Origin of the sequence: Achromobacter sp. UMC71 (assembly GCF_014170305.1) — a bacterium.
Classification (GTDB): Bacteria; Pseudomonadota; Gammaproteobacteria; order Burkholderiales; family Burkholderiaceae_B; genus Achromobacter.
In genome coordinates this window covers 39,593-53,561 of the sequence record NZ_LZZT01000014.1, presented here as the reverse complement: position 1 = coordinate 53,561, position 13,969 = coordinate 39,593, and the positions used below count along the sequence as shown (strand labels likewise).

Below are 13,969 nucleotides of genomic sequence, written 5' to 3'. Positions count from 1 at the left end.
AGCGCCGAAACCGCTGACCTGCCCCCCCTCATCCGCCTCACCCGCCAGCCTGTCAGCCCGTCAGCCTGTCTCGTCCAGCTGCCTGGTCTGTCCGCTACACGTGCCAATCCCATCCGGCAACCTGGTTGACTGCCTTACACCACAGGACAGCCCTCTATATATAGGGGAACTTAGATAGGGGAACTTGCATCCATGCAGCCTCCTATATATAGATAGCTGAACTTGTGCCTATATAGATAGAGTTGAACCATCGACTTGCCTGTCCCATAGGTACGTTTACTATTCGCCTTGGCGCTCTGCCCGCGCGCGCCACCACACCGGAGAAGATGCCCCCATGCCCCCAACCATCGCGTTGAGCGAAGATATCCTGATCAACATCACACCGTTCGAGACCCGCGTCGCGCTGGTCGAGCAAGGGTCGGTGCAGGAGCTGCACGTGGAACGCAGCATCCAGCGCGGGCACGTGGGCAATATCTACCTGGGGCGGGTGGTCCGGGTGCTGCCCGGCATGCAGAGCGCCTTTATCGATATCGGCCTGGAGCGCGCGGCCTTCATCCACATCGCGGATCTGCGCGAGAACCGGGGCGAGCGCAGCCAGGGGCTGACCCCCACTCCCATCGAGAAGCTGCTGTTCGAGGGGCAGACCATCATGGTCCAGGTGGTCAAGGATCCGCTGGGCACCAAAGGCGCCCGGCTGTCGACCCAGATCAGCATGGCCGGACGCATGCTGGTGTACCTGCCGCACGATCCGCACATCGGCATTTCGCAGAAGATCGACTCCGAGTCCGAACGCACTCAGTTGCGCGAGCGGCTGCAGGCGCTGATGCCCGCGGAAGAGAAAGGCGGCTTCATTGTGCGGACCCAGGCCGAAGGCGCCAACGACGAAGAACTGACCGCGGACCTGGAATACCTGCGCAAGCTGTGGACCAGCGTGCAGGCGGCCGCTCGCACGCAACCGGCGCCGGCGCTGCTGCATCAGGACCTGACGCTGGCCCAGCGCGTACTGCGCGATATGGTGGGGCCATCGACCGGCGCAATTCTGGTGGACTCGCGCACCACGACCGCGGCCATGCTGGAATGGGCCCGCATCTATACGCCTTCGGTGGTGGACCGCATCCAGCACTACAGCGGCGAGCGCCCCCTGTTCGATACGGCCAACGTGGATGAGGAGATCGCGCGGGCGCTGTCGCGCCGCGTGGACCTGAAGTCGGGCGGCTACCTGATCATCGACCAGACCGAAGCGCTGACGACCGTGGACGTGAATACCGGCGGCTTCGTAGGCGGCCGCAATTTCGACGACACCATCTTCAAGACCAACCTGGAAGCGGCCCAGGCCATCGCCCGCCAGTTGCGGCTGCGCAATCTGGGCGGCATCGTGATCCTGGATTTCATCGACATGGAAGAGCAGGAACACCGGGAAACCGTGCTGGCGGAATTAAAGAAGGCGCTGTCGCGCGACCGCACCCGCATGACGGTCAACGGCTTTACCCAGCTGGGCCTGGTGGAGATGACGCGCAAGCGGACCCGCGACTCCTTGGCGCACCAGTTGTGCGAGCCCTGCCCGATGTGCGAATCGCGCGGCAATGTGCGCACGCCGCGTACGGTTTGCTACGAGATCCTGCGCGAGATCCTGCGCGAAGCACGCCAGTTCAATCCGAAAGAATTCCGCATCCTGGCGTCGCAGGACGTGGTGGACCTGTTTCTGGAAGAGGAAAGCCAGCATCTGGCGATGCTGGGCGACTTCGTAGGCAAGCGCGTGTCGCTGGAAGTCGAGAGCACGTATACGCAAGAGAAGTACGACATCATTCTGGTCTGAGCTGCGGCGCCCCCTCCCCCCACACAACCGCCTTCGGGCGGTTTTATTTTGCGCGTGGCCCGCTATAGGTGCGACCGGCCAGGCACGCCGGGTTAAGTGCGGCTGGTCAAGCGGGACCGCAAGGAAACGCCAGCATTGGCGTCAGGGCTTAGGCCGGCGCCTAGCAGTTACCAGCGAAGTTTTCACGTCAATCTGTGTGAAGTTTGTATCTCGACACTTCGATTGAAATGAAGTTTGAAACCCGTGGCAAGGCAAGCAGCGACCCGATATTCTCGCCACCGGCTGGGCCGACCGCGACGTAAGCGGGCCGCGCCCTTTCCTATGCTTTCGGAGAATCACCCCATGAAATCCCTATTCCGTCCGATCCTTGCGCTGGCTCTGGCATTGCCGCTGATGCTGGCCGCCTGCGGCAGCAAAGAACCCGAGCAGCGCGCCGCGTTCATGCAGTTCCTGCAAACCCGCATCGTCGATAAGCCTGGCGTGCGCGTGCCCAAGCTGACGGATGAAGAGAAGAAGTCCTTCGGCGACTACGCGTCGCAGTACGCCGTGATCACCGACTTCAATACCGGCATGGATGCGTCGGTCAAGCCCATGGGCAACCTGATGCAAAAGGGCGCAATGCGCTCGCTGAACGATGTGGTGACCCGGCGCGACGATATCAAGGCGGTGCAGACCGGCTTGAAGGACATGGGCGAGGCGTTGACCAAGGAACAGGCCAAGGCGGATGCCGCGCGCGCGCAGCTCAAGCAGCCTGACGACTTGAAGGCGGTGTACGACAAGGCCTACGACAAGACGGTGACCTTGCCGGCCAATACCTTCCGCGAAGTGTTGCCGCAGATCACCGGCACACTGGACAGCAGCCTGGCCATCGCCGACTACGTGGAAGCGCACAAGTCGCAGATCGACCTGTCGGGTCCGGTGGCGCGTGTGCAGGATCCGACCGTACAGGCCGAGCTGAACAAGCTGGTGCAGGAACTGACTGCTCAGGCGCAGAAGGTGCAGCAGGCGCAAACCCGTCTGCAAGCCGTGATGATGGGCAAATAACCCCTGACCACGGTTGCGTTACAGAAAGCCGCCTTGCGCGGCTTTCTTTTTGGGGCGCGCAATCGGGATTGGGCCGGACTCAACGGCCACGCCGGATGACCGGGTTGCCGGATGACCGGGTTGCCGGGTTGCCGGGTTGCCGGGTTGCCGGGTTGCCGGGTTGCCGGGTTGCCGGGTTGCCGGATCATGATGACACCGGCAACCGCCCGGTCAATCGCCGGCAGCCACTACCCGATTGCGGCCGGCTTCCTTGGCGCGGTAGACCGCGGCGTCGGCCGCTTCCACCAATGTGGCGGAAGCTTCTCCCGGCTGGGGAATGGCCGTGGCCACGCCGATGCTGACGGTGGCGATGCCGCCCTCGTTGTCTTCGTGCTGGGCGCGCAGGCCGGCGACCGCCTGACGGATGGCCTCGGCAATTTCAATGGCGCGCTCCTGCGGGGTGCCGGGCAGCAAGGCCACGAATTCCTCGCCGCCATAACGCGCCACCAGGTCGCGCGGGCGGCGGGCCTTGCCGCGCAGGGTCAGCGCCAGGATCTTGAGCAGTTCGTCACCTTCCTGGTGGCCATAGCGGTCGTTGTAGCGTTTGAACCGGTCCGCATCCAGGAACAGCAAGGACAGCGGCTGCCCTTCGCGGCCGGCGCTCAGCCATTCACGCTGCAGCGTCTCGTCAAAGGTACGTCGGTTGGCGATCCCGGTCAGACCATCGGTTTGGGCTTCTTTGGCGAGCTGGCTTTCGACCTCCTGGCGAAGCCTGGTTTCGCGGCGGTATAGGACGATCTGCGCCATCACGGAGGCGAACAGCGCAAAGGTGATGGGAATGACCAGCATCGCGCGCCGCCACCAGGGTTCGAGCACCTGCTCCACCGCCATCGCCACATCGATGACCAGCGGCGTGCCCGGCACATGGTCGAAGGTGTAGAGCCGGTTGACACCGTCGGGCGCCAGCACGCCGACGAAGGCGCCGTCGCGGCGGATCAGGAATTGCTGGAAGTCCAGTTCCTGGCCAATGTCGGCCCCCAGGTCTTGCGATGAATACGGCGTGCGCGCGATGACCGTGCCGTCGTCACGGAAAATGGTGATGATGTCCTTCGGACCGATCGACAACCCCGAGAAACGGTCGCGGAAGTACGCCAGCCGCAACGACCCCGTGACCACCCCGGCGAAACTGCCGTCCGGATTGAACAGCCGCCGGCTGATGCCGATGCTCTCATCGCCGTCGCGCAACCGGCTGAGATATGGGCGGCTGATGTACATGCCGACATCGGGATTGTCGCGATGGACCTGGAAAAAATCGCGGTCGGCGAAATTCACCTTGGGCGGGTCGAGGCTTTGCGAGTCGTACCGCACATTGCCGTCACGATCCAGGATGAGAATGGTGCCCAGGAATTCAGCGCTGGCCGCGCGATCGAACAGCAGGCGTTGCAGCATGGGGCGCGGCGCGTCCTGGATGCCCGGTTCATGCAGGCGATCGATGACACCTTGCAACGACAGGTCGTAGACACGGATAGTTCGGCTGATATCGGCGGAAAGGACTTCGGTGAGATTGCTTGCCGCCACGTAAGCCTGGTGCCAGGTGGCGCGGCGGTCGATCCAAAGCAGCGCGACCGCGGCGGCGCAGATGCCGATCGCGATCAGCCCGGCCAGGGCGTACAGACTGCGGTGTAGTAACCCATGGGACTTCAATGCGGCGCTCCTTCGCGATCGCGGGGGTGTCGTGCTTTTTTGGGGCCATAATGCCGCAAGCGCGTGTTGACAGGCAAGATGGCCTCGGGCCGCCCGGCGCTAGCGGCTTGCCCCGTTCCTATTGAACGAATCTATGAACACCCAGGACAGGATTTACAGCTTGCCGAACCTGCGGTTCACCCAGTGGCTGGTGAACCCGGGGCGCAATGTGCCGCAGGACATCCGGGTGGCGCTGGTGGGCGGACTATTTGGCTCGCTGCCGATTTTCTTCGGCGGCATCATCAACACGCTCCTGGTGGCGGCGCTGATCACCTTGCGGCGACCCGAGCCCCTGTTTTTGCTGTGGCTGGGCCTTGAAACGCTGGTCTGCGCCTCGCGCATCGTGGTGCTGGTGTCGGCCCGGCGCCTGGCATTGACGCGGCGCCCGACGCCAACCGACCTGTACGTGGTACTGGCGCTGTGCTGGGCCGGCAGTGTGGGCTACGGCACCTTCATCAGCCTGACCAGCGGCGACTGGATCGCGGCGACCCTGGCCTGCCTGTCGGCGGCGTCCATGGTGGGCGGCATCTGCGTGCGCAACTTTGGCGCGCCGCGGCTGTCGGCGGCGATGGTGGCGTTGAGCGTGGGGCCGTGCGCCCTGGCCGCGTTGTTCACGCAGGAACCCATCTTCTGGCTGGTGCTGGTGCAGGTGCCGCTGTACATGATTTCGATGTCGATGGCTTCGTACCGGCTGAACGGCATGCTGGTGGCGACCATGCTGGCCGAACGCGAGAACGAACGGCAGGCGCGGCAAGATTCGCTGACCGGACTGCTGAACCGCTATGGCCTGTTCCACGCGCTGGACCAGGCGGTGGGGCGCGCCAGCCAGGGCGCGGCCGAATTCGCCGTGCTGTACCTGGACCTGGATGGATTCAAGGCGGTCAATGACACCTACGGCCACGGCACCGGCGACGCCTTGCTCAAGCAGGTTTCCGAACGCCTGTTGGCCTTGAAGCCGCCCGGCGCCGAAGCCGGCCGCATCGGCGGCGACGAATTCGTGTTGCTGATACGGCTGGATGGCAACGAGGACATCCGGCGCTTTTCCGACCGGATCATCGACAGCGTCCGGCAACCCTATGATCTACAACAGGAAATGCCGGTCTATATCGGCGGCAGCATCGGCATTGCGCTGATTCCGCGCCACGGCGCCGATACCGCCGCCGTGCTGCACGCGGCCGACCGCGCCCTGTATCTGGCCAAGTCGGCCGGGAAAAGCCGGGCGGCAATGGCCCAGCTGTAGGCCGCCTGCCCCATCGGTGGACTGGCGGCCGCCAGGGCTAACAGCGCCCTGGCCGCGCCTTCAAGACGCGACGGCCGCGGCGATCCGGAAGGGAAAGGCCTTGGCGCCGCGCGCCTTGTCCGTTTCCCGATGGGCGCTGATGGCCCAGGCCTGGCCGGACGCGATGCCGAGCTGGCGCATGGCGCCAGCGGAAAACCCGCAACGCAGGGTCATGGCTTGACGCCGTGCAAGTTCAAGCCCGACAGCTTGCGGGGTCGTGGAAATCCGCTCCGATTGCAGCATGGCAGCCCCCTGGCAAACGCGCTTCGGAAGCGAAGCGCCGTTGGAAACCAATCTACCTCAGCCGATCGGACTTGCGCGTGAAATGATGCGTAAAGTAATGCAAAGACTCGGTAATAAGTCTGTCATCCCCGGGGGAGCACCCGATTTACGGCGCACCGGCAGGTTTCAGGCGGGCGCGCCGGGCTCGGAATGAGAGGCCGGGCCCGCGGTTTCGCGGTCCAGCTGGTCGTTCCTGCCGTCGGCCGGCCCGGTCATGTTGCCGTATAGCAGCGAACGGCCGGCGAACAGCCCGCCCGCCACTTCCAGGTCGAACCGGTCGGTATCGCGCTTGCGCACGTCCGCCACCACTTCCGCCGCCTCGTCGGCGGGCACGCCGATGGCGCGCAGCGCGGCTTCGCCAAACACCAGCGCCGATTCGAAGGTTTCGCGGACCTGGTAGTCGACGCCGTCCTTGGCCAGAGCCAGGGAGTGGATCCGGTCGTAGGCGCGGACCACCAGTTGCACCAGCGGGAATTCGGACTTGATCAGCTTGACCATGTGGCTGACCGACTGCGGATTGTCGATGCAGATCAGGATGGCCTTGGCGTTTTCGGCGCCCGCCGTGCGCAGCATGTCGATCCGGGTACCGTCCCCGTAATACACCTTGACGCCCCACTTGGCGGCGGCGCGGATGGCGTCGGTATCGGTGTCGAGGATCGACACTTTCAGGTCGCGCGCCAGCATGGCCTGGGTCACGATCTGGCCGAAGCGGCCAAAGCCGACAATCAGGGCGCAACCGTCCAGGTCCTGGGCAACGTCCACGCCGTCCATCGAAGGCGCGGGCTTGGGCAGGAGCCAGCGCAGGGCCAGCACGCACAGAGGCGTCAGCGCCATGGAGATAATGACCACGGCGATCAGCACCGCTGCCAGATGGGCGTCGAAAATGCCGGCGGCCGCGGCGGCGCCGTAGAGCACGAAAGCGAATTCGCCCCCCTGGGCCAGCAGGGCCGCGCGGGTCAGGGCTTCGGCGTGGCCGGCGCGCAGCATGCGGGCAACCACGTATACGCCGACCGATTTGACCGCCATGAAGATCACCACGCCGGCCAGGATCAGCTGCCATTCGCGGGCCACGGCGGCCAGGTCCAGCGACATGCCCACGCCCAGGAAGAACAGGCCGAGCAGGATGCCGCGGAAGGGCTCGATCTCGGCTTCAAGCTGGTGGCGGAAGGTGGACTCGGACAGCAGCACGCCGGCCAGAAAGGCGCCCATGGCCATGGACAGGCCGCCCAGTTCCATGACCAGCGCCGCCCCCAGCACTACCAGCAAAGCGGCGGCCGTCATGACCTCACGGGCATGTGCCGCGGCCAGCAGCCGGAACAGCGGATTGAGCAGCCACCGCCCCGCGGCGAGCAAAGCCAGGATGCAGCCGATGGCGATGGCCGATTGCAGCCAGGGATCGGCATGCTCGCCGCCGCCGGGCGGGGCCAGCAGCGCGACCAGCGCCAGCAGCGGCACGATGGCAAGGTCTTCGAGCAGCAGAATGGAAACGATGCGCTGGCCCTGGGCGCTGGCGGTTTCGTCGCGCTCGGCCAGGATCTGCATGACGATGGCGGTGGACGACAGCACGAAGCCCATGGCCGCCATGAACGCCGCAGCGCCCGACAGGCCGGCGGCCAGGCCGACCACGGTCAACAGCGCGCCGCAGGCCAGCACCTGGGCAACACCCAGTCCGAAGATTTCACCGCGCAGCTTCCACAGCCGCGACGGCTGCATTTCCAGGCCGATGATGAACAGGAACATCACGACGCCCAGTTCAGCGACGTGCAGGATGGATTTGGGATCGGAGAACCAGCCGATGCCGAACGGCCCGATCACCAGGCCGGCGGCCAGATATCCCAGGACGGAGCCTAGCCCCAGGCGCTTGAACAAGGGCACGGCCACCACCGCCGCCCCCAGCAAGACCACGACGTTGACGAGCTGGTTGCCTTCGGCGGGCAGGGACATGGTCGGCTCCAGGGTGGCGCGGCGCCGAGGCGCCGCGCGCGGGGTCAGTCTTCGCGGAACTGCATCTTGTAGAGCGACGCATACAGGCCATTGGCGGCCAGCAGTTGGGCGTGCGGCCCCTGCTCGACGATCTTGCCGGCGTCCAGCACGATGATGCGGTCGGCGTTCTGCACGGTGGACAGGCGGTGCGCGATGACCAACGTGGTGCGGCCCTTCATCAGGCGCTCGAGCGAGGCCTGGACCTGGCGCTCGGACTCGTTGTCGAGCGCGGAGGTGGCTTCGTCCAGGATGAGGATGGGCGCGTTCTTGATCAGCGCGCGGGCGATCGCCAGGCGCTGGCGCTGGCCGCCGGACAGGCGGGCGGCGTTTTCGCCCACGGGCGTATTGATGCCTTGCGGCAGGCCTTCGACGAATTCGAGCAGGTTGGCGGCTGCCAGGGCATCGCGCACCTGCTGCTCGCTGGCCTGGCCCAAGGCGCCGTAGCCGACGTTGGCGGCGATGGTGTCGTCAAACAGCACCACGTCCTGGCTGACCAGCGACAGATGCGAACGCAGACTGCGCAGCTTCAGGTCGTTGATGGGCACGTCGTCCACGAAGATGGCGCCGGTATCGGCCAGGACGAAGCGCGGCAGCATGTTGACCAGCGTGGTCTTGCCGCTGCCGGAGCGGCCCACCAGGGCCACGGTCTGGCCGGGATCGACGACGAAGGACACGTCATTGACGGTGTCGCGGTCGGCGTCGGTAAAGCGGTGCGTGACGTTGCGGAATTCGACCTTGCCGCGCACGGGCTCGGGCAGCTCGCGGGTGCCGGTATCGCCTTCGGGCACTTGGTCGATCAGCGTGAACACGCTTTCGGCCGACACCAGCATCTTTTGCATGCGGGCAGCCAGGTTGGTCAGGCGCTTGATGGGATCGAAGATCTGGGCCAGCGCGGCCATGAAGGACGCGAAGCTGCCGACCGTGAGTGCGCCGCTGTTGGCCTGGCTGAGGGCCACGGCGATGACCGCGCCCACCGAGATCGAGATGCAGACCTGGGTCAGGGGCGTCAGGGCCGCGTCGGCGGTAGCGGTGCGCATGGCGAAGCGGCGCAGGCGGGTGCTGACGAAATCGAAGCGGCCGCGTTCGACTTCATAGCCGTCGAACAGCTTGATGACGCGCTGGCCGTCGATGCCTTCGCTGACCACGCGAGTCAGTTCGGCGTTCATGTTGACCATTTCGCGGTTGATGCGGCGCAGGCGCTTGATGAAGACCCGGGCGATCAGCACCGACACCGGCAGCATGATCAGGATGATCAGGGTCAGCACCCACGACATGTACAGCAGCACGCAGATCAGGGCGATGACGACGAGGGTTTCGCGCACCAGCACCGTGATGACGTCGGTGGCGTAGCCGGTGACGTTGCCTGCGTCGATGGTGAAGCGGTTCAAGAGGCGCCCGGTGTCGCCGCGCTTGAAATCGGCGTCGGGCAGGCCCAGCAGGCGCTCGAACATGTCGCGCCGCATGCCCAGCAACACGTTGTTGGCGACCCATGCCAGCAGGTAATCGCTAAAGAAGTTGCAGACGCCGCGCACGAAGATCAATCCGACCACCGCCAGCGGCAGCGCCCAGACATAATAGGGTTTGGTCCCCGCGAAGCCATCGTCGAGCAAGGGCTTCATAATGACGGCCAGCGTGGGCTGCGTGGCAGCGGCGCCGGCCATCAGCAGGGTCGCCAGCACCAGCCCCTTCCAGTAGGAACCGACCCGGGTATAGATGCGGCTCCAGAGTTCAGCTTTGACGGGCTGAGAGCCCGCGGGCGCGTTGCGTGCGGCAGAATTCAAGGAATCACTCGCTTTAATACAATTGTGCCCGGGATTGTACCGGCTACGCGCTGCGGCGCGGCCCCCTCCCTTCTTTCAGCCTTTGATGCGCACCGCGCCTGTCCATGTCCGAAATCAGTTGCCTTTACGTCCGCTTGCCCAACTGGGTGGGTGATGTCTGCATGAGCCTGCCCAGCCTGCGTACCCTGCAGGCCACCGGCGTGCCCCTGGTGATATGCGCCCGTCCCTGGGCCCGCGACCTGCTGGACGGCGTGCAAAAGCGGGATTTCATTCCCATGCTGGGAAAAGTGGGGCCAGATCGGGCGCAGGTCAGCGCCCACCGCCGCAGCCTGGGGGCCGATGGCCGCCGCGCGCGCGGGCTGCTGCTGCCGGATTCGCTGTCCAGCGCCCTGGTGTTCCGCTTGGCGGGCCTGCCGTCGGCCGGCTACCGGGATGACGGCCGCAGCTTCCTGTTGCGCTGGCCGGTGGCCAAGCCGCAGGCGGCGTTGCACGCCGTGCAGTCCTGGCACCACCTGACGCGCGAGGCCCTGACCCGCTGGGACCTGCCCGCCGGCCCGGCCGAGCCGGGCCCCACGCTGGACCTGCCGCTGACGCCTGTCCACGAAAGCACCGCGTTGCTGGCGCTGGAAGCGGCCGGATTGGCGGGCCAGCGTTTCGTGCTGATCGCCCCCACCGCTACCGGCCTGCACCGGGGCAAGATCAAGGTATGGCCAGGATTCGATACACTTACCCGCGCACTGCAGGCACGGGGCCATACCGTGGTAATGTGCCCCCCTCCGGCGGAAACCGACGAAGCCCGGCGCAATGCGCCGACGGCGCAGTTGCTGCCTCCCCTGTCCTTGGGCGCGTTCGCTGCCCTGACCGCCAGGGCGGCGCTGGTGATATGTAACGACTCCGGCGTGTCGCACGTCGCCGCGGCGGCCGCCGCCCGGGAACTGACGCTGTTCGGCGTCACCCGTCCGGGCCGCACCGGCCCGTGGTCGCCTCGGGCGGTGTGCGTCGGGTCGGAGACGGCGTGGCCGTCCATCGAAACCGTGGAACAGCAGGCCAATCTGCTGCTGGACGGTGCGCAGTAAACGGATTGTTTTGACATGACCTTTTCCAGCTACCTCGCGAATCTGATCATTCCCTACAACTTGTGCCTGACCCTGGTGGTGGTCGGCCTGGTGCTCGGCTTGTTCCGGCTGCGCAAGACCGGCGGCGCCCTGATCGTCGCGGGCCTGCTGTGGGCCCTGGCCTGGTCGCTGCCCGCCACGTCGCTGTGGCTGGGCGGCGCGCTGGAAAGCCGCTATCCGCATCTGCCGCCCACCGAATCGCCCACCGCCGACGCCATCGTGGTGCTGGGCGGCAATACCGCCAATGGCCGCGCCAACTGGTTCCTGCCCTACGACAAGGACACCGCCGTGGTGCGCGTGGATACCGCGGCGCAGCTGTACCTGGCCGGGCGCGCGCCCAAGGTGGTGCTGTCCGGCGGCGCGCTGGAAGGCGATGTCAGCGAAGCCCGCGGCATGGCCCATGCCATCCGCCAGCAGGGCGTGCCGGAAACGGCGCTGATCCTGGAAAACGCCAGCCGCACGACCTACGAGAACGCTGCCCTGACCGAAGACCAGCTCAAGACCCGTGGCATCGGCAAGGTGCTGCTGGTGACGTCGGCCCTGCATATGCCGCGCGCGATGGCGGCATTTTCCAAGCAGGGGGTAGTGGCCATCGCCGCCCCCGCCCCGCCCCAGATCGTGCGCCCCGCCGACGGTTCGCTGAACCTGTGGCTGCCCGACCAGCGCACCTTCGACGCCAGCCGTTCCATCATCAAGGAATACGCCGGGCTGTTCGTGTACTGGCTGCGCGGGTGGGTCTGAACGTGGGCGCGGCGCTTGCCTGCCGGCCGGGCTGCGGGGCCTGTTGCATCGCGCCGTCGATCACCAGCCCGATTCCGGGAATGCCGGATGGCAAGCCGGCGGGCGTGCCCTGTATCCAGCTGCTGCCAGACATGCGCTGCGCGATTTTCGGCCAGCCTGCGCGGCCGGATTTCTGCGGCGGGCTGCAAGCCCAGCACGACATGTGCGGGCCGGACCGGGAATACGCGGTGCGCTGGCTCGACGAACTGGAACGGGCGACCGCGCCGCGGCATTGAAAACGGGACCTTTTGAGGTCCCGTTTTTTTTACCTGAAGCCGCTGGCATCTCGTCCGCGGCCAAGTTCAAGCGCGCTCTTGCAGCACCGCTTGATACAGCTCTTCGTAGCGCGACGCCACGGTTTCCCAGCTTTGGTCGCGGGCGATGGCCAGGCCACGTTCGGACAGGGCCGCGCGCAGCTCGGGTTCGTCGCCCAGGCGTTGCAAGGCTTGCGCCAGCTGGGCGCCGTCGCGCGGATCTTGCAGGATGAGGGCGTCCTTGCCCGCCGACAGGTATTGGGCGAAGCCGCAGTAGGCGGGCGAGCTGACCACGACCGGCAAGCCGTGGGACATGGCTTCCAGGGGCGCCATGGCATAGCTGTCGTTCAGGGTCGGGTGGGCGTAGATGTCGGCCGCGGCGAAGTACTGGGCGACCTCGGGCGTGGGGTCGACCAGCGTGACGCGCTGGGCGACCTCGCCGGCGGCGCGCACGCGTTCACGGGTGGCGTCGTCGGCGCCCACCACCAGCAGGCGGTAGGCCGCGGGCAACAGCGCCAAGGCGTCGAGCAGCGCCGGCAGCCCCTTGCGCAAGGGGTTGCGGGCCACCAACAGACAGCCGATGGTGCCGGCGTCCCAGCCGAGCCGGGCGCGGGTGGCATCCCGGCCGGCGGCGGCTTCGGGCGCGGGCAGCTTGACACCAGGCGCGATGATGTCGACCGGCAATTGCGGGCCATAGCTGCGGTGCAGCTGGTCCATGATCAGCCCGGACACCGCCACGACGCGGCGCGCCGGCGCCTGGCGCACGCGGAATTTTTCCAGCAGCAGATAGGTGGCCAGGCGCGGGCTGAGCCAGGCCAGCGCCCGCTTGGACGGCTTGACGCGGGTCAGGCGGTTGTAGCGCACCGGGGTGACATGCATGACCTGGATTTCACCGGCCCAGCCGTTCATGTGCGAATGCACGATGTCGTAGCGGCCGCGGGTCAGGCGGTCGGCCTTCCAGGCGAAGTACAGCACCCGCATCCAGCTGGGCAGCCAGCCGGGAAAGCGGATGGGCAGGAAAGGAAACGGCAGGTCGCTGTCGAAGTCGCGGGCGACGATGGAGACATCGTGGCGCTTGCCGAGCACGCGCATCAGCTCGACCCCGTAGGCTTCAGCGCCGCCGAAGCGGTTGCCGAAGCGGTCGACCAGCAATGCGATGCGCAGCCGCCGCTCAGCCGCGCCCGCGGGTGTCTTCATAGCGGGTCAGGCATTTCTGCAGGAAACGGAAGATGCCCGTCGAACGCGACACGGTCACCCGCGGCAGGCCGAAGGGATCGTCGCTGGCGTTGGCCAGGCCGCGCTTGGTCAGCGTGGCGTTGTCGTAGCCGGCTTCGCGGGCCATGACGAGGTGTTCGGGGCCGTGGTCGCCGTAGGGATAGCAGAAGGCAGTGACGGGCGCGCCCAGCGCCTGCTCGAGCGCATCCTTGGACTCGACCATCTGGCGGCGGGCCTCGTCGGGCGTCATCTCGGGCAGGTGGACGTGGTCCAGCGTGTGCGAACCGACTTCGTGGCCGGACGCGGCCCACTGGCGCATTTCTTCGACCGTCATCAGCGGCGAAAACGGGATGCCGATCTTGGCGTCCCAGACATTACCGCCGTCGAACTGATTGGCCACCAGGTAGTTGGTGGCCGTGAAGCCCAGCTTGTCCAGCACCGGCATGGCGTTCTGAACCACGTTGCGATAGCCGTCGTCGAAGGTCAGGCCGAACACCTTGCCGCGGCGTTCGCCGCGCACATAGGGCATGACGTCGCGCATCGACAGGCCGCGGTAGCCCAGGAAACGCATCCAGCGCATCTGGCGCGCGAAGTCGTCGGGGTGCACCGTCAGGCCGCGAAACGGCGTGCCCTTGGGATTGGGCTCGCCGATCTGGTGGTACATGAGAATGGGGATAGACATAGCGCGGATTATAAGC

At 66.2% G+C, this 13,969-nt stretch carries 12 protein-coding genes; 6 read left to right on the top strand and 6 right to left on the bottom strand.

What is annotated here, in order from left to right:
• Positions 1–352: 352 nt before the first annotated feature.
• Together rng and A9974_RS06065 are read left to right on the top strand one after the other, a co-directional pair.
• Positions 353–1,816: a ribonuclease G gene (gene rng, locus A9974_RS06070; protein WP_183003286.1), complete on the top strand. Its 1,464-nt coding sequence runs from the start codon at positions 353–355 to the stop codon at positions 1,814–1,816.
• A 342-nt stretch (positions 1,817–2,158) separates the two neighbouring features.
• The gene (locus A9974_RS06065; protein ID WP_183003255.1) at positions 2,159–2,860 is read left to right on the top strand and encodes a DUF3053 domain-containing protein; all 702 of its coding nucleotides are present in this window, start codon (positions 2,159–2,161) and stop codon (positions 2,858–2,860) included.
• Between the two features lie 210 nt (positions 2,861–3,070).
• On the opposite strand, the gene A9974_RS06060 is transcribed toward A9974_RS06065, so the two are convergent.
• Positions 3,071–4,543, bottom strand: a complete 1,473-nt coding sequence (locus A9974_RS06060) for a sensor domain-containing diguanylate cyclase (RefSeq protein WP_183003254.1) — start codon at positions 4,541–4,543, stop codon at positions 3,071–3,073.
• A 133-nt stretch (positions 4,544–4,676) separates the two neighbouring features.
• Between A9974_RS06060 and A9974_RS06055 the strand changes: the two genes are divergently transcribed.
• Entirely contained in the window at positions 4,677–5,822 is a 1,146-nt protein-coding gene (locus A9974_RS06055) for a diguanylate cyclase (protein WP_183003253.1), read from the top strand.
• A gap of 60 nt (positions 5,823–5,882) precedes the next feature.
• Here the strand turns inward: A9974_RS06055 and A9974_RS06050 are convergent, their stop codons facing one another.
• The 3 genes from A9974_RS06050 to msbA form a co-directional block, all read right to left on the bottom strand.
• A complete protein-coding gene (locus A9974_RS06050) occupies positions 5,883–6,035 on the bottom strand; it encodes a hypothetical protein (protein WP_255468050.1) in 153 nt (50 codons plus the stop codon).
• Positions 6,036–6,269: 234 nt separating this feature from the next.
• Positions 6,270–8,087, bottom strand: coding sequence for a monovalent cation:proton antiporter-2 (CPA2) family protein (locus A9974_RS06045; protein WP_183003251.1), 1,818 nt, complete (start codon positions 8,085–8,087; stop codon positions 6,270–6,272).
• A 44-nt stretch (positions 8,088–8,131) separates the two neighbouring features.
• The gene (gene msbA / locus A9974_RS06040) at positions 8,132–9,907 is read right to left on the bottom strand and encodes a lipid A export permease/ATP-binding protein MsbA (RefSeq protein WP_183003250.1); all 1,776 of its coding nucleotides are present in this window, start codon (positions 9,905–9,907) and stop codon (positions 8,132–8,134) included.
• 104 nt (positions 9,908–10,011) lie between these two features.
• Here msbA and A9974_RS06035 point away from each other — a divergent pair, with 104 nt between their 5' ends.
• The 3 genes from A9974_RS06035 to A9974_RS06025 are packed head-to-tail and all read left to right on the top strand — an operon-like array spanning position 10,012 to position 12,038.
• The gene (locus tag A9974_RS06035) at positions 10,012–10,983 is read left to right on the top strand and encodes a glycosyltransferase family 9 protein (RefSeq protein WP_183003249.1); all 972 of its coding nucleotides are present in this window, start codon (positions 10,012–10,014) and stop codon (positions 10,981–10,983) included.
• Between the two features lie 15 nt (positions 10,984–10,998).
• Complete coding sequence (locus tag A9974_RS06030; protein WP_183003248.1) at positions 10,999–11,763, top strand: YdcF family protein; 765 nt, start codon at positions 10,999–11,001, stop codon at positions 11,761–11,763.
• On the top strand, positions 11,754–12,038 hold the full coding sequence (locus A9974_RS06025; RefSeq protein WP_370539580.1) for a YkgJ family cysteine cluster protein: 285 nt from the start codon (positions 11,754–11,756) through the stop codon (positions 12,036–12,038). The genes A9974_RS06030 and A9974_RS06025 overlap by 10 nt, the downstream gene beginning before the upstream one ends.
• Before the next feature lie 66 nt (positions 12,039–12,104).
• Here A9974_RS06025 and A9974_RS06020 read toward each other — a convergent pair whose 3' ends face one another.
• Both A9974_RS06020 and A9974_RS06015 read right to left on the bottom strand, forming a co-directional pair.
• Positions 12,105–13,253, bottom strand: coding sequence for a glycosyltransferase family 4 protein (locus A9974_RS06020; RefSeq protein ID WP_183003247.1), 1,149 nt, complete (start codon positions 13,251–13,253; stop codon positions 12,105–12,107).
• Positions 13,228–13,953: a polysaccharide deacetylase family protein gene (locus A9974_RS06015; RefSeq protein ID WP_183003246.1), complete on the bottom strand. Its 726-nt coding sequence runs from the start codon at positions 13,951–13,953 to the stop codon at positions 13,228–13,230. The genes A9974_RS06020 and A9974_RS06015 overlap by 26 nt, the downstream gene beginning before the upstream one ends.
• Between the last annotated feature and the right edge of the window lie 16 nt (positions 13,954–13,969).

Excerpts from the sequence above, each read along its gene's own strand:
- A9974_RS06065 (WP_183003255.1), top strand. The coding sequence starts at position 2,159 with ATGAAATCCCTATTCCGTCCGATCCTTGCGCTGGCTCTGGCATTGCCG.
- A9974_RS06050 (WP_255468050.1), bottom strand. The coding sequence starts at position 6,035 with ATGACCCTGCGTTGCGGGTTTTCCGCTGGCGCCATGCGCCAGCTCGGC.
- A9974_RS06030 (WP_183003248.1), top strand. The coding sequence starts at position 10,999 with ATGACCTTTTCCAGCTACCTCGCGAATCTGATCATTCCCTACAACTTG.
- A9974_RS06035 (WP_183003249.1), top strand. The coding sequence starts at position 10,012 with ATGTCCGAAATCAGTTGCCTTTACGTCCGCTTGCCCAACTGGGTGGGT.
- A9974_RS06020 (WP_183003247.1), bottom strand. The coding sequence starts at position 13,253 with ATGAAGACACCCGCGGGCGCGGCTGAGCGGCGGCTGCGCATCGCATTG.
- A9974_RS06045 (WP_183003251.1), bottom strand. The coding sequence starts at position 8,087 with ATGTCCCTGCCCGCCGAAGGCAACCAGCTCGTCAACGTCGTGGTCTTG.
- A9974_RS06015 (WP_183003246.1), bottom strand. The coding sequence starts at position 13,953 with ATGTCTATCCCCATTCTCATGTACCACCAGATCGGCGAGCCCAATCCC.
- A9974_RS06055 (WP_183003253.1), top strand. The coding sequence starts at position 4,677 with ATGAACACCCAGGACAGGATTTACAGCTTGCCGAACCTGCGGTTCACC.